The sequence below is a fragment of the Myroides sp. genome, assembly GCF_032073645.1.
GTDB classification, from domain to species: Bacteria; Bacteroidota; Bacteroidia; order Flavobacteriales; family Flavobacteriaceae; genus Flavobacterium; species Flavobacterium odoratimimum.
On the sequence record NZ_DAMANB010000012.1, the window covers coordinates 42,957 to 57,004 of the forward strand.

Annotated in this window: 17 protein-coding genes; 12 read left to right on the forward strand and 5 right to left on the reverse strand. The window is 32.7% G+C overall.

Going from position 1 to position 14,048, the window contains the following annotated elements; all coding sequences use genetic code 11:
* The first annotated feature begins 12 nt into the window (after window positions 1-12).
* Entirely contained in the window at window positions 13-750 is a 738-nt protein-coding gene (locus RT228_RS10290) for an RDD family protein (RefSeq protein ID WP_006259426.1), read from the forward strand.
* A 22-nt stretch (window positions 751-772) separates the two neighbouring features.
* Window positions 773-1,381: a trimeric intracellular cation channel family protein gene (locus tag RT228_RS10295; protein WP_006259425.1), complete on the forward strand. Its 609-nt coding sequence runs from the start codon at window positions 773-775 to the stop codon at window positions 1,379-1,381.
* Between the two features lie 475 nt (window positions 1,382-1,856).
* Here RT228_RS10295 and RT228_RS10300 read toward each other — a convergent pair whose 3' ends face one another.
* From RT228_RS10300 to RT228_RS10320, 5 genes are all read right to left on the reverse strand, one after another.
* On the reverse strand, window positions 1,857-3,545 hold the full coding sequence (locus RT228_RS10300; protein WP_006259423.1) for a hypothetical protein: 1,689 nt from the start codon (window positions 3,543-3,545) through the stop codon (window positions 1,857-1,859).
* Between the two features lie 253 nt (window positions 3,546-3,798).
* The gene (locus RT228_RS10305; protein WP_006259422.1) at window positions 3,799-4,323 is read right to left on the reverse strand and encodes a mechanosensitive ion channel domain-containing protein; all 525 of its coding nucleotides are present in this window, start codon (window positions 4,321-4,323) and stop codon (window positions 3,799-3,801) included.
* 2 nt (window positions 4,324-4,325) lie between these two features.
* The gene (locus RT228_RS10310; protein ID WP_006259421.1) at window positions 4,326-4,913 is read right to left on the reverse strand and encodes a Maf family nucleotide pyrophosphatase; all 588 of its coding nucleotides are present in this window, start codon (window positions 4,911-4,913) and stop codon (window positions 4,326-4,328) included.
* A gap of 8 nt (window positions 4,914-4,921) precedes the next feature.
* Window positions 4,922-5,449 (reverse strand): KdsC family phosphatase, encoded by a 528-nt coding sequence (locus RT228_RS10315; protein ID WP_006259420.1) that lies wholly within the window; start codon window positions 5,447-5,449, stop codon window positions 4,922-4,924.
* Window positions 5,449-6,198 (reverse strand): Rossmann-like and DUF2520 domain-containing protein, encoded by a 750-nt coding sequence (locus RT228_RS10320; RefSeq protein WP_006259419.1) that lies wholly within the window; start codon window positions 6,196-6,198, stop codon window positions 5,449-5,451. The genes RT228_RS10315 and RT228_RS10320 overlap by 1 nt, the downstream gene beginning before the upstream one ends.
* 58 nt (window positions 6,199-6,256) lie before the next feature.
* Between RT228_RS10320 and RT228_RS10325 the strand changes: the two genes are divergently transcribed.
* The 10 genes from RT228_RS10325 to RT228_RS10370 all read left to right on the forward strand — a co-directional run bounded on the left by RT228_RS10325 (window position 6,257) and on the right by RT228_RS10370 (window position 14,024).
* Window positions 6,257-6,646 carry a group III truncated hemoglobin gene (locus RT228_RS10325; RefSeq protein WP_006259418.1) on the forward strand — a complete coding sequence of 130 codons (390 nt, stop codon included), beginning with the start codon at window positions 6,257-6,259 and terminating at the stop codon, window positions 6,644-6,646.
* Window positions 6,647-6,792: 146 nt separating this feature from the next.
* Complete coding sequence (locus RT228_RS10330) at window positions 6,793-7,413, forward strand: alpha-ketoglutarate-dependent dioxygenase AlkB family protein (RefSeq protein ID WP_006259417.1); 621 nt, start codon at window positions 6,793-6,795, stop codon at window positions 7,411-7,413.
* Window positions 7,413-7,982 (forward strand): Crp/Fnr family transcriptional regulator, encoded by a 570-nt coding sequence (locus RT228_RS10335; protein ID WP_006259416.1) that lies wholly within the window; start codon window positions 7,413-7,415, stop codon window positions 7,980-7,982. Before RT228_RS10330 ends, RT228_RS10335 begins: the two co-directional genes overlap by 1 nt.
* A 65-nt stretch (window positions 7,983-8,047) precedes the next feature.
* The gene (locus RT228_RS10340; protein ID WP_006259415.1) at window positions 8,048-8,992 is read left to right on the forward strand and encodes an alpha/beta hydrolase; all 945 of its coding nucleotides are present in this window, start codon (window positions 8,048-8,050) and stop codon (window positions 8,990-8,992) included.
* 27 nt (window positions 8,993-9,019) lie between these two features.
* Window positions 9,020-9,595, forward strand: a complete 576-nt coding sequence (locus RT228_RS10345) for a Crp/Fnr family transcriptional regulator (RefSeq protein ID WP_006259414.1) — start codon at window positions 9,020-9,022, stop codon at window positions 9,593-9,595.
* Between the two features lie 69 nt (window positions 9,596-9,664).
* Window positions 9,665-10,096, forward strand: coding sequence for a carboxymuconolactone decarboxylase family protein (locus RT228_RS10350; protein WP_006259413.1), 432 nt, complete (start codon window positions 9,665-9,667; stop codon window positions 10,094-10,096).
* 319 nt (window positions 10,097-10,415) lie between these two features.
* On the forward strand, window positions 10,416-10,940 hold the full coding sequence (locus RT228_RS10355; protein WP_006259412.1) for a hypothetical protein: 525 nt from the start codon (window positions 10,416-10,418) through the stop codon (window positions 10,938-10,940).
* 106 nt (window positions 10,941-11,046) lie between these two features.
* Complete coding sequence (locus RT228_RS10360; protein ID WP_006259411.1) at window positions 11,047-11,769, forward strand: DUF4397 domain-containing protein; 723 nt, start codon at window positions 11,047-11,049, stop codon at window positions 11,767-11,769.
* 145 nt (window positions 11,770-11,914) lie between these two features.
* The gene (locus RT228_RS10365; RefSeq protein WP_006259410.1) at window positions 11,915-12,511 is read left to right on the forward strand and encodes a PH domain-containing protein; all 597 of its coding nucleotides are present in this window, start codon (window positions 11,915-11,917) and stop codon (window positions 12,509-12,511) included.
* Complete coding sequence (locus tag RT228_RS10370) at window positions 12,504-14,024, forward strand: PH domain-containing protein (protein WP_006259409.1); 1,521 nt, start codon at window positions 12,504-12,506, stop codon at window positions 14,022-14,024. The genes RT228_RS10365 and RT228_RS10370 overlap by 8 nt, the downstream gene beginning before the upstream one ends.
* The last annotated feature ends 24 nt before the right edge of the window (window positions 14,025-14,048 follow it).

A 14,048-nucleotide genomic window follows, 5' to 3' on the forward strand; every position in this document is an offset into this window, starting at 1 on the left:
AGCAGATAATTTATGGCTAATTTAACAATAAATACAACACAAAATATCAAAATAGAATTTAAAACTGCATCTATTGGTGAAAGAATGATTGCTTCTATTTTAGATCTTATTTTTAAGGGATTGTATTTGATTCTGATTTTTTATATTGTAAGTCAACTAAGAATAGTTAATGCTTTTATAGATGATTGGTCTAAAATTGCGGTTATGATTCTCATCGCTTCTCCTGCTTTGTTTTATACTCTATTTTTTGAGACGATTATGCAGGGAGCTACTCCTGGTAAGAAGATTATGAGGATTAAGGTAATTAAGATAGATGGCTATGAAGCTTCTGTGGTAGACTATGCTAGCCGTTGGGTAATGAGATTAGTAGATTTTTGGATAGGTTCAGCAGCAGTTGGTTTGATTACAATTATATGTACAGATAAGAGTCAGCGATTAGGTGATATTTTAGCAGGTACAGCAGTGATATCTGTTAAAGAAAGATTACTTTTGTCATCCACTATTTTTCAGGAAGTAGAGGAGGAGTACACCCCATTATTTGCGCAGGTGTTAAGTTTGACAGATAAAGATGTTTATATTATAAAAGAAGCTTTAACTACTTTTAAAGCAAATAGAGATCACGAGTTATTACAGAAGCTAGTCGTTAAACTTAAGAGCGTACTAGGTATAGGTGAGCTGAAGACACTCTCTGATCAGGAGTTTATAGAAACGGTATTAAAAGACTACAATTATTTAACAGCTAAGGTTTAGCGCATTATTTTTATACTATTTAATGTTTAATTTTTTCGATATTTTAGATTTGCTCGGAACATTAGCTTTTGCAATTTCGGGAGCATTAGCAGGGCGTGAAAGAAGGTTAGATCTGTTTGGGATGACTATTTTAGCATTCGCGACAGCTATTGGAGGAGGGACTATCAGAGATATGATGATCGGATGGACACCTGTGATGTGGCTTACTAATCTTAGTTATTTTTATGTAACCTTATTAGGGGTAGCTATGGCTATTGTGTTCTATAAGAAGTTTAACTTCTTGCGTTATTCTCTTTTCCTATTTGATACCATAGGTATCGCTGTGTTCACACTAATCGGTATAGAAAAAGGGATGACAGTAGGCTTACACCCGATTATCTGTGTTACCTTAGGTACGATTACTGCTTGTTTTGGAGGGGTTATTCGCGATATTTTAGCGAATAAGATTCCACTTATTTTTAAACAAGAGATCTATGCCACAGCATGTATCCTTGGAGGTTTGGTTTATTATTTACTAAATTATTTTGAGCTGAGTAAGGATATCTTATACGTAGGTACAGCAGGTATTATTATTCTGATTAGAGTATTAGCTGTGAAGTATAAGTGGAGTTTGCCATTTGCGAATGTGTAAGCTTGCTTTCTTAGAATAAATAACTAAAGAAAGAATATAAAGTGTATAGTACATATCATGATGTAGTATATACTTTTTTTTATTGATTATATTGTTAAATAATAGGTGGTTATAAAAGTGAAAGAGTAGAAGAACCTATATTACAAAGAGCTAAGGAGATAACAATGCATTGGTAATAATATAGCTACTCATACATCAGTACATTTTTTAAAGCCAGGTAAGTAAGTAATTTATTGTACTCTGAGAGCATTCTTATTCTTGTCTCACTTGATTTGAGTCCGTAGTGAGTCCGTTATGAGTCTGTAGTGAGTCCGTTAAATCAAGTAAAATAACGGACACAATATAGACCTATAGCATTATCATATAGCTTTTATACAAAATGAGACTAGAGCATCATACGTGCTTCAGTGCAATAGAGTGCTAATCCGAATCTTTGGATGATATGCGTTAGAAACTAAGTGTGGTTAATCTAATACTAAGATAAAATATTAGATCTATTATGATTAGAAAATAGTTTACTAATTAGGTTAGAGATAGGTACTAGTATAAGGATAGTAGCTAGCCCAATAGTGTTATACCATAGATAATGAATAGGAGTAGTGATGTATAGGGTAATAATAGTGATTTGAGTTAGTAAAATGGTGTAAAACAAAGCTTTATTATTGTTTTTAAAGTACATGGTCACTAGTAAAATACCAAGTAGAGTTCCTGAAAACAGAGAAGAGTACGCCCATAGTATTTGGATAAGATTTAAAAATACGGGAATATTATATACTATAATCAGAGCAAGGATAATAATAATAAGAGTAATGATATCATGATATCTTTTGCTGTCTGGATGAGGCAGAGCACTTGACTTGGTCTGAGATAACAGTTTTTTTGTTTTTTTTGATAGCCAATTTATTTCGTGAAATCCTATCGAAAGTAAACAGATAAAAAATAAAGCCATGATAACACCTGCTATCCCTGTGGGTACATGAAAGTTGATAAAGTGAAGAAGTATAAAGTCAGAATCATTCACTTCTACATTATGATTCGCCTTTTTAATTAATTTTTTTGCTTCTAGTTGAAGTTTATTTGCATTTTCTGTTAAGCTTAGTATTTGATCTTTTAGTATTTGATTACTGTAGTTCTGATAGATTTGCCCACTGTATAAGAAGCTAGCTTCTTTCTTTAAGTTCAATATTTTTTGATACTCTTGTTTGATATGGTCGTATTGTTCTGCATATTCAGATTGATATACTGTGTGTACATTATGAGGGTTGTAGTGTAGCGGGGCATCGTTAAACTGATAAAATGTAAATAACACACACCCTGTCAATAGAATAAAGAAATGAAATGGGACATTGAATAGCCCATTGATAATCAATCCATCCTTAGTCTTATCAGAGTATTTACTCTGTCTATATATCTGTAGAATCTTTGTATCTATAGATAATAGGGCGACGAATAGTATAGTACCATTTACTAAACATTTAAGCAAGTCAAAATTATCTTTTAAAGCAAGATCGCTATCGATCACGGTAAGTTTATCAAAAGAGGCGGTGAAGCTTAATGTATCTTCTAGATACATACCTTCTGGTAGTTTATATAATATGGTCAGAAAGATGATAGTCGTTATTATAATGGCGTATAATAACTGGTTTCGTCTAGGGAATAAATTGGTTTTGTTTTTAAAAAGAATGTTTAGAACGATAAAAATTGCACTTATGATTAAGAGTAAGATTTTGAAATCTATTTTTAATAAAATAGAGAGTATCATAGCCGTAGCATAGAATGTAATAGTAAGAACAAGTAATCTTAGGATTAGATAAATAATGCTGGTTAAGTAGTAGACTCTTTTATTAGACTTCGTCTTGATGTACTCAAATGCGCTTTTAGTATTGTGTTTTTTGTATTTTGGGATAATTAAGAATATAACGATAAATACGGCTAAGGGAATACCTAGATACAGCTGTAGGAATGTCATTCCTTGTGAATAAGCTTGTCCTGGAAGAGAGATAAAAGTGTATATAAAAGATTGTACCGCTATAATCTTGAAACCATAGTGTAGTGTTGACTTTTCGTAAATAGAGTTGTTATCTGCTTTATTAAGTTTAAAGTGCTTAATGGTGATAACAATAAATAAAATTAGTATAAAAATACTCCAATCAATTGCATTCATTTCAACGAAATTAAGGAGGTATAAACTGCAAATGATCTCGTGGTACTGTTCTTTATATAGCTAGAATAGAATCTATGATCTTCTATAAAGAGTACAGTATAGATAAGTGTTTGTGTTCTGAAGTAGTTTTATTGATTAGTTTTGACTTTATAAAAAAAAGACTAGTAAAACCTATAAATAGGTTAACTAGCCTTTCTTCTACTACCATTTGACTATTTAAACCGAAATGGTAAATACAAAATTTGTGCCACTATTATATTGTAGGATTGTCTATATCCTCTTTTTTATTGACTATAACGATTCCCTTTTGTAATAATAAACTGTTTGGATAAGAGATTTTCTCATTCTCTGTAGTGAGTAATATAGTACAGAATGCCTTGATATCAATGATCTTAGCTTCTATAGGAAAATCTTTGTCTTGTAATCTGATGGTATCTCCTATTCTAAATGGAAATGAGAAGAATAATAAGATTCCGGCAGTGATATTACTTAATAAAGACCACTGAGCGAACATCGCTACACCTATTACTGTAAATACAGACGTAAGTGTAACCATGAAATTCTCCGGCTGAACTCCCCAAATCGTTAGTATGAGAATTAGAAAAATAACAGATAGAAGTGTATTAAATAATCTGATGATCAGTAGTACTCGGCTATCTTTACGCTGTTCTTTAGTAGAGAATGATCGGATGATATATCCTATTAACTTTCTACAAGGAATATATAGAACTAATGTAATTACAGTCGCTATGATCTCTGTGTAATATTCTTTTAGCATATTTATTTTTTAATGAATTTTAGTAATTCTTCAACAAGCTCTTTAGTAGGTAAGCCTACTATATTAGTATAAGAACCATCTATTTTATCTATGCCTACTAATCCTATCCATTCTTGTATACCATAAGCCCCAGCCTTATCATAAGGTTTGTATTGGTCTATATAGAAATAAAGGGCTTCATCAGATAGGTCAGAGAAACTCACTTTAGTAATACAGTGGAATACACTTACGCTCTCCTTGCTCTTTAAACATACAGAACTGATTACTTCATGCTCATGACCACATAAGCTCTTCAGCATGGTATAGGCTTCATCTCTACTTTCAGGTTTGCCTAGTGAGGTATCATTATTCCATACTGTAGTATCACTGGTGATGATGATTTCGTTATCGTGTAGTATTTCTATAGCATCAGCCTTTGCTTTAGCGATATAGTCAGTGATTTGTTCTCTTACTAGTTCTTCAGGATAAGACTCATCTATATCCGAAGCTCGGACTGTAAAGGTGAATCCTAAGTCTGTTAAATATTGTTTACGTCTAGGAGAATTAGATCCTAGTACGATATTATAATCCTTAAATAGCTTATTAAGCATAGTTTTTATTAGTCAAATTTAGCGTTAAAGTGTTGAAACCACTTTTGTTGTGTTTTCATGACTTGTTCGATCACATCTCTCACAGCCCCTCTACCACCGTTAAGATGAGAGATATACTTAGAGATTCTTTTTATTTCTGGTGCAGCGTCCTGTGGAGCAGTAGGTAGTGCTACTTCTTGCATGATATGATAGTCAGGTATATCATCTCCCATGTATAATACAGTATCAGGATTGATGTTATTAGCTGCTATATACTCTTTAAATACTTTTACTTTATCAGGTACTCCTAAGTAGATGTCTTTCACTCCAAGATTAGCAAATCTAGTACGTACACCTTCATTACTACCTCCTGAGATAATACATACATTGTATCCGTTTTCGATAGCGGCTTTCATCGCATATCCATCTCTAATGTACATATCTCTTAGTAAATTTCCTTCTTGCGTTACGTGTACAGTACCATCTGTTAATACACCATCTACATCAAATATGAATGTAGTGATGTCATTCATTATTTCTTTAAAATGTTTAGACATTAGTTATTTTGTATTGAATTAGTTATAAGTTGATATATTTCTTTTTTTATTGGGTCATTTAGCGCTTCTAGATGACGGTCTATAGTTCCTTGATCATTACGTGCAGCAGGTCCTGTCTGGGCTTCTCTAGGAGATAAAGTCTGGACCTTAGTAGCAGTCTCTAGAATTAGAGGCTTTAGAATGTCAAAGGGCACCATATTCTCTTTACAAATATCTTCACCTAGTTTAAAAAGATGATTGGTGAAGTTGTTTACAAATACTGCTGCTAGGTGTATAGACTGTCTCTGGTCAGTAGAGATTTTATACACTCTTTCAGAAAAAGATAAAGCTAACTTTTCTAAAAGTTCAAAATCTTGTTTGTTACTAGCTTCGATACAATAAGGGATAAGGCTGAAATCAACCTCCTTATCGATAGAGAAAGTCTGTAGCATATAGAAGACTCCTTTTCTACTTGTGGTAGCAATAGAGTTCATCGGCATTGTCCCAGAAGTATGAACCACAAAGGCATCTTTTAAAGGGATGATAGAGGATACTTCTTCTATAGCATCATCACTAACTGCAATGATAAAAATATCTGCAGGTTTTAGCTCATTGATATCTGAAATAATTTGATTCTGAGAGACTAAGTCCTTAACTTTGTTAGGAGTTCGTGCATACACTTGTTGTAAACAAATATTGTCGTGTTCTAAAAAGTTTAGTATCAAGTGTCGAGCAACTTTACCAGAACCTAAAATGGATATTGAAATCATAGCAGTGAAGTTTAGTATTTGTTTGTAAACAGATAGTGTGTAAAAATAATAATTTGTAATGAGAAAAGATATAGAAAACATAGAAGATATTAAGGTATTAGTAGATACCTTTTATGGAAGAGTACAGGAGAATGAGTTTATCGGTCCTATTTTTAATAGTAAACTAGAGGGGAGATGGCCTGAGCATTTAGAGAAAATGTACGCCTTCTGGCAAACTATTCTATTAGAAGAGTATACATATAGAGGAAAACCTTTTCCTCCTCATGCACAGCTACCTGTAGAAGGCGAGCATTTTGAAGAATGGAAGAGAATCTTTAATGGTACGGTGGATGAACTATATGAAGGAAAAATAGCTGATGAAGCGAAGTGGCGAGCAGAGCGTATGGCTGCGATGTTCTTAAGTAAAATAGAGTACTTTAGAGAAGCAGGGATGAAGCCATTGGAGTAAAGAAGAATATAGTGTTATCATAAAACGGGGTTGCTTTAAATAGTAACTCCGTTTTTTTGTTAGTATCATATTGCTTTAATTTATCGCATTACTTTTTTTATTCTGTGTTAGATAATCTATAAACTTGTAGCATTAAATCAGTGCTTATGGATTTGTTTAGTGATTATAGTCAAGAGTTTACAAACATTCTTCCTTATGATGGAGAAGTTGATTATTATGGGATAGTATTTAATAAAGAGCAGTGTGACTACTATTATGATCAACTTTTGACTCATGTAGATTGGCAATGTGATCAAGCTATTATCTTTGGGAAGAAAGTAACTACTAAGCGAAAGGTGGCTTGGTATGGCGACATTCCATTTAGTTATACTTATTCGAATATTACAAAGACAGCATTGCTCTGGACGGAAGAGTTATTAGCATTAAAGAAAATAGTAGAAGAGAGGACAGGGGAGACTTATAATTCATGTCTTTTAAATTTATATCACACAGGAGAAGAGGGAATGGCGTGGCATAGCGATGGAGAGAAGGATTTAAAAAAACATGGAGCTATAGCTTCTCTGAGCTTTGGTGCAGTTCGTAAATTTGCTTTCAAACACAAAGAGAATGGAGTTAAGATTGATATTATCTTAGACAATGGAAGTCTATTAGTCATGAAAGGGACTACACAAGAAAATTGGCTACATAGATTACCTCCTACAAAAGTGGTTCATACTCCACGTATTAATCTTACCTTTAGAACCATCGAAATAAAAGAGTCTGTCTGATGAGAAAGAAGTCATTTAGTACACTGTCTAATGTGATAGAACAAGACTTGTGGAAGTCATTATCACTATTAGTACAAGAGCAGGTATTAGAAAATAAAGAAATGCTAATCTGCGAAGGAGAGGTAGCTGATAAGATAGTGTGGATAAAAAAGGGGGTTTTGCGTTCTTATTTTCTATTAGAAAGTGGAGAAGAGCGTACATACTGTATCACCTTCGACGAAAGTATGATGACAGCGATGACTTCCTTTATATCAGGACAACCATCTAAGGAGAATATACAGTCTATAGGCAAAACAGAATTATATGTCCTCTATAAAGCAGATGTAGATAAACTATGTGTAGATAGCATAGTATGGACAAACTTCTTTAAACAGTTATTAGAAGAGCAGTTTATGGAATTAGAAGAAAAACTCTTCGATATCCAACGTCTAGATGCTAAAGATAGGTACCTGAAGTTACTTCAGAACTATCCTCACTATATACAGCAGATACCTGGTATATACTTAGCTTCATTTTTAAATATTACCCCAAGGCATTTGAGTAGAATACGCAAGGAAGTGAATTTATAGACCTATGTCCTCTAGGATGTGGTAAAAAGACAAGACTTTTGTTCTTTACAGTAATCATTTAAGATATGAATATAGATAAAGAACTATTAATAGCACTTTCGTTAAGCGCTTGGACTCAGATACCCTATGACTCTCTTTTAGAGTATAATCCTCAACAAATACGCATAGAAGAGGAACGGTTAATGCTAGGGGAGGGAGCTATAACTATACCTCATGATATCAGTGTATATAATCAAGTAATTTCTACAGCATATAATACTTCTCTTAAAATAAGAATATATAAGCCAAGAGAAATAGAGAAACCCTTGCCTGTAGTCTTGTTCTTACATGGAGGAGCTTTTATTTTTGGAAGTCCAGAGCAGTATGATTTTCAGTTGCGAGATCTAATGAGAGAGGCTCAGGTTATCATAGTTTCTGTTGACTATAGATTAGCTCCAGAACATCCTTTTCCAGCAGCTTTAGAAGATAGTGTAAGTGCTCTAGAATGGTGTTATAGCAATATAGAAGCAATAGGAGGAAATAAACAGAATATCAGTGTGATGGGAAGTAGTGCAGGAGGAACAATAGCGTTATCACTCTTACACTTAAATAGAGATCATCATAATATCCCAATAAGCAATGCTTTTATTCTATATCCTCCTACATCAGATGAGCTGAATACTCCTTCTATGGACACTTATGCTTATGCACCTATGCAATCTAAGAAAAGTGCAACTTATATGTGGAAACATTATTTGTCAGGGGATAAGAATAAGTGGAGGGAATATGCAGTGCCTAATAAGATGCAGAACTACCAATCACTACCGTCTATGACAATGGTACTAGCAGAATATGATCCTCTAATAGATGAAGCAAAAGAGTATGTGACTTCTGTAGAGAGCAATGGAGGAAAAGTCACAGTCTTAGAAGTAAAAGGTGCTGTGCATACTTTTGATTTCTTTGAGTGTAAACTAACAGATGATTTTACAAAGTATAAGATAACGTATTATAAACAATTACACTTGAAGTAAGTATCTTTGTTTTATAACTTATATTCAATGAACAAACTTATACAACATATCGAAAAATTCGTAGGGACTTTATCAGTACCTGAAGCAGATTCTATTTTATCTTATTTTGAGCTGATCAAGGTCAAAAAGAAAGAGATTCTTTTAGAAGCAGATATGCTTTGTGATAAGTTATTCTTTGTGGAAGTAGGGTGCTTGAGAAGTTATTATATGAAGAATAATGGTATAGAACAGACTACGGATTTTGCCATAGAGAATTGGTGGTTAACGGATAATATGGCTTTTGAACAGCATACGAATAGTAACTTTTATATTCAAGCAGTAGAGAAGTCAGAAGTAATCGTGATTACTAGAGAACAATTTGTTTTACTAGTAGAGAAACACCCAATTATGGAGAAGTACTATAGACAAGTTTTTCAACGTGCATATGCTGCTGCTCAATATAGAGTGAAGTATTTGTACGAGTTTAGTAGAGAAGAGTTGTACTTCCACTTCGAAGAGAGATTTCCAGAGTTTATACAACGTATTCCTCAGTATTTAATGGCTTCTTATTTAGGGTTTAGCCCAGAGTATTTAAGTGAGATAAAGAAGAAGAGATTTTCTTAAACCTGTTTAAGTTTATTGATTAATCATAGCTTTAGATTTGTTGAAATTAAAAACAATAAAGTTACGATTATGAGAAAGACAATTTATGGTGTACAGCCTAAGGCGTATGAAGGAATGTTATTATTAGAAAAATACTTAAACGAATCAGAATTAACACCAATACATAAAGAGCTAATAAAGATTAGGGCATCTCAGTTAAATGGATGTGGGTACTGTTTAGATATTCATACACAAGACGCTTTAAAGCATGGAGAATCTGTTAGAAGATTATTAGTGTTAGCAGGGTGGCAAGAAACAGAGCTGTTTACAGAAGAAGAACGTGTGATTCTGGAGATGACTGAAGCGGTTACATTTATTCATCAAGGAGGAATTAGTGATACATTATATGCGCAAGCAGAAGAGTTATTTGGTGAAGTGTATTTAGCGCAACTTATTATGTGCATGGTTACTATAAACGCATGGAATAGAATAGGTGTAGCTACTCATCTTAAAGCAAAATAGTAATTATAGAATAGAAGCGGGATAGTATATCCTGCTTTTTTATTATACAGAAGTATTTGTTTTTAGTCAAATATGCTTTCTTTTAGAGGGGAATAGAAAAAATAAATATCAAAAAAAGTAATATTGATTTACTCATTTAAGTATATCTATTTGATTAATAGAATGTTGATTCACTTCTGTTTTGTGGTTAAAAAAGAGGGATTATTTGTGAATAATTGTCGAAATATTCATAATTTTAGTAAAGACCTATTGAGAATAGGGAGTAGAGAGCGCAAAATTCTCTCATTACGTATTACCTAATTCATTAATATCTATTACTATGATAAAAGATTACTTGAATAAATTAGTAGGCATTCGCTTAAAAGGTAGAAAGAAAGAATTAATACTAGGTATAGTATTAGCTTATAATGATAAGTGGTTATTAACGAAGTGTAATTCGGTCGATTATATTATAGATGGGTATGAGTTGATAGCTGTGGATAAAATATCTACTATAGAGCGTGGAGAAAATATTGCTTTTATTGAAGAAGTACTGAAAGCAAAACATGTTGACTTTTATAGTAGCCCTATTCAGTTAAAAGACAATATTTTTGATACTTTAAAAGCTATTGGGAATAAATATGGTGCTTTTGGATTAGAATTTAAGGAAGAGGATTGTGTCTATGTAGGGAAGTATATGGATAGTGATGATAGTGAGTATTTTGCATTCGAAGAGTTATCTGCTTCAGGTGAATGGTTTGAGGAGATAGAGGAATTTAAGGTGTCTAAAATTTATAAGATTGACTTTGATGGAGACTATGTAGAGTCTTTATTATTGTATGCGAATAGAAAACTAAGTGAATAAGAGTATTAGAAAATTTTAATGGTAGTTCATACATAGACTTGCATGATTATTGCATGTCGTTATAAGTAATTAAAGATGATGAGAAACTAATTTAAAAAGATCTATTATGAAAAGAGTTTTAAGTTTATTGACAGTATTGCTTCTAAGTTTTGCAGTGTTTAGTTGTAGCAGTGATGACGATTATATTGATTTGTCAGAACATGCAGGTGGTTTTACTATGGTAAATGCCTATGAGAGTGAAGATGCACTTATTTATGTTGCAGATGGTCGCCCTATTCAGAGTCCATATTATCCTCTGTTTTATCAGAGTGTAGGTTATGTGAATCTATGGCAAGGAAATAGATTAATAGACATCTATGGAGGTAATAAGGTCAAGCCAATTACTACAACTACGAAGAAGATAACTAGTGGGCAGTTTTATACTTCTTTTATAGGAGGGAACGAATCGAAGGTAATCCACTTTATAACAGAGGATAATGTTAAGAAAGCAACCCCTTTAAATGAAGTTAAGCAGTCAGGAGTTCGTTTCTTTAATTTGAGCTCGGATAATGTAGTAGCTACTGTTCAGTTTAATGATAAGACAGTAGTAAAGGAGTTTGAAAATAGAGTTCAAGACAATGAGACAACTGCTGTGAAAACACAGGAATTTAATGCATTAGATGCTAATAGTTATGCACTAACAATCAAAGATAAGGATGGTAAGGTACTCGCAACTAGAAAAGATGTTGTGTTTAAACCTTCACAGTTTTATTCTATTATCTTAATTGGTGCAAAAGATAATGCGAAAAAGCCTTACTATATAGGTGTTGTAAATCAAGTTGTAAAGTAAGAATGTAGTAACTTATAATAAGAAGTCCTTTAACGGTGTATTACTTTTAAAGGACTTTTTTTATGGATTGCATACAGTAGTATCTCTTTTTAAATGATATATTTACTAGTAGAATTAATGTCTGTTTACACAGAAGGACAAGAGTATGAATAGTATGTTTGAAAATAAACAAATCGATATCGATGCATTACCTCAAGTAGGGCAAGTAATGTTTAAAAACTTAGATTCTAGGTATCGAACAGTAGTCGGGATAAGGTTAATAATAATTTCTATTATTATCTTACTAATTGCTTTTACACCTTATATTTTTCAGTATTTGACGAGTGAACCTTTGTTGAATGAAGCATTGTTATACTCACTTATGGGATTAGGAGTTATATTGATTATTCTTATCTGTATTATCTCTATGAAGGGAGTAGCAATGAAAGGCTATGCGCTACGTGAGCTAGATATTATTTATAAAACAGGTATTATTAATAGATCTCAGACTGTTATTCCTTTTAATAGAGTGCAGCATGTAGGAGTATATGAAGGAGCATTACTACGTGTATTTAATTTATGTACTGTGGAGTTTTTTACTGCAGGAGGAGCATTAGGTGATCTGAAGATAACAGGGATATCTAAAGAGGAGGGAGAGCAACTAAAAGCGTATGTTATACAGAAGATAACGAAGTCTCCTCAACAGGCTTTAAGGACTAATCTAGATATTGTAGAACACTCACACGAATCTGTTCATGAATAAGAATAGTTTTTATCAGCCTACTAGACAAGCTACAATAGGAATCATTGCTAATTTTCTGAATGCTTTACAGAAGATAGTAAGAGCTTTTGTTCCTCTTATAGTCTTATTTTTAGTGAATAAGCGTATAGATTTACCTATTAGTATTTGGGGAGTAGTGATCTTAGGAAGTATCTTAAGTTTGGGAATAGCTTATTTAAGTTATCGTAACTTTCTGTTTTACATTGATGAAGAAACTAATTCTTTTATAATTCAAAAAGGGATTATTAATAAATCTAAAGTTACTATTCAACTAGAGAAAATACAACAGGTGAATCTTAATCAGAGTTTTATCAACAAAATAATCAATGTGTACTCTGTAGAAATAGACTCTGCAGGTAGTAAAGATAAAGAAGCTACCATCCCTTCTATGGCTTTATCAGATGCTAATGCATTAAAACAAATACTACTGAACTATAAGAATGAACACGTAATACAAGATACCTCAATAGACTTAGTAGATGGAGAACAAAACATTATAGAAGAGCAAGAAGATTCAAAACGAATCAGTATAACGACTCTTCTAAAAGTAGGTATAACGTCTAATTATCTATACACATTGGGGTTAATACTTGTATTCTTTAATATGGTGTATGATTCTATAGTGAGAAGTATTTCTATAGAAGAGTATATTGATAAAGAAGAGGTGACAAATTATATAGAAGGAGGGCTGCCTTTGGTCGCTTTTCTATACTTAGTTGTTTTTTTAGTGATTACGGTATTAGTAGTGAATGTGATCCGTACTTTGTTGCGATTTTGGGATTTTAAAGTGACATTTTCGAATAAGACATTGTTGTTGTCTCATGGATTACTATCTACACGAAATACAATCATTAGACCTAATCGAGTACAAAAAATAGAGATAGAGCAGAATTATTTTCAGAAGTTATTTGATATCTGTAGTTTGAAAATAAGCCAAGTAGCAGGGGATAAGGAGAATAATAAGAAATCAGGATTACAGATACCTGGCTGTTCTACTCAAGAGAGAAAGGATCTGTTTAAAATAATAATGGCTAAAGAAGATAACAAGGGGTACACTACTGTTCTAAAATATAATTATCGATACTTAGGATTTAGAGTATTCTTATTCATAGTTGTTCCTTTAGTGTTTTTAACCTTGTTCTTTAGAGCAAACTTTAGTTCTGTTACGTTTATAGGAATGGCAATGAGCTATAGTGTGATAATGTTATTAGCTCTTTATAGACTTTATAAAGTAGGATTACTTCAAGTAAATGAAGACTTCATCGTGATAAGAAGAGGAATATGGGATATCTCTCATATCTATTTAGAACCGCATAAGATACAGAAGATAGTGGTGTCACAGTTATGGTGGCAACAGTCTGCAGATGTAGGTAGTTTAAAGATATATACCGCAGGTGGAATAGTATCCTTTAGTACTACTCAGTATAGTGAGTTAGTGAAGTTAAGAGATAAATGGCTTTATCAGGTAGAATCATCAGCATTACACTGGATGTAATAAGTATAAAAAAACGAGGGAATA

Bases quoted from the DNA above. Each gene is read 5' to 3' on its own strand.
- RT228_RS10290 (WP_006259426.1), top strand. From the start codon at position 13: ATGGCTAATTTAACAATAAATACAACACAAAATATCAAAATAGAATTT.
- RT228_RS10295 (WP_006259425.1), top strand. From the start codon at position 773: ATGTTTAATTTTTTCGATATTTTAGATTTGCTCGGAACATTAGCTTTT.
- RT228_RS10300 (WP_006259423.1), bottom strand. From the start codon at position 3,545: ATGAATGCAATTGATTGGAGTATTTTTATACTAATTTTATTTATTGTT.
- RT228_RS10305 (WP_006259422.1), bottom strand. From the start codon at position 4,323: ATGCTAAAAGAATATTACACAGAGATCATAGCGACTGTAATTACATTA.
- RT228_RS10310 (WP_006259421.1), bottom strand. From the start codon at position 4,913: ATGCTTAATAAGCTATTTAAGGATTATAATATCGTACTAGGATCTAAT.
- RT228_RS10315 (WP_006259420.1), bottom strand. From the start codon at position 5,449: ATGTCTAAACATTTTAAAGAAATAATGAATGACATCACTACATTCATA.
- RT228_RS10320 (WP_006259419.1), bottom strand. From the start codon at position 6,198: ATGATTTCAATATCCATTTTAGGTTCTGGTAAAGTTGCTCGACACTTG.
- RT228_RS10325 (WP_006259418.1), top strand. From the start codon at position 6,257: ATGAGAAAAGATATAGAAAACATAGAAGATATTAAGGTATTAGTAGAT.
- RT228_RS10330 (WP_006259417.1), top strand. From the start codon at position 6,793: ATGGATTTGTTTAGTGATTATAGTCAAGAGTTTACAAACATTCTTCCT.
- RT228_RS10335 (WP_006259416.1), top strand. From the start codon at position 7,413: ATGAGAAAGAAGTCATTTAGTACACTGTCTAATGTGATAGAACAAGAC.
- RT228_RS10340 (WP_006259415.1), top strand. From the start codon at position 8,048: ATGAATATAGATAAAGAACTATTAATAGCACTTTCGTTAAGCGCTTGG.
- RT228_RS10345 (WP_006259414.1), top strand. From the start codon at position 9,020: ATGAACAAACTTATACAACATATCGAAAAATTCGTAGGGACTTTATCA.
- RT228_RS10350 (WP_006259413.1), top strand. From the start codon at position 9,665: ATGAGAAAGACAATTTATGGTGTACAGCCTAAGGCGTATGAAGGAATG.
- RT228_RS10355 (WP_006259412.1), top strand. From the start codon at position 10,416: ATGATAAAAGATTACTTGAATAAATTAGTAGGCATTCGCTTAAAAGGT.
- RT228_RS10360 (WP_006259411.1), top strand. From the start codon at position 11,047: ATGAAAAGAGTTTTAAGTTTATTGACAGTATTGCTTCTAAGTTTTGCA.
- RT228_RS10365 (WP_006259410.1), top strand. From the start codon at position 11,915: ATGAATAGTATGTTTGAAAATAAACAAATCGATATCGATGCATTACCT.
- RT228_RS10370 (WP_006259409.1), top strand. From the start codon at position 12,504: ATGAATAAGAATAGTTTTTATCAGCCTACTAGACAAGCTACAATAGGA.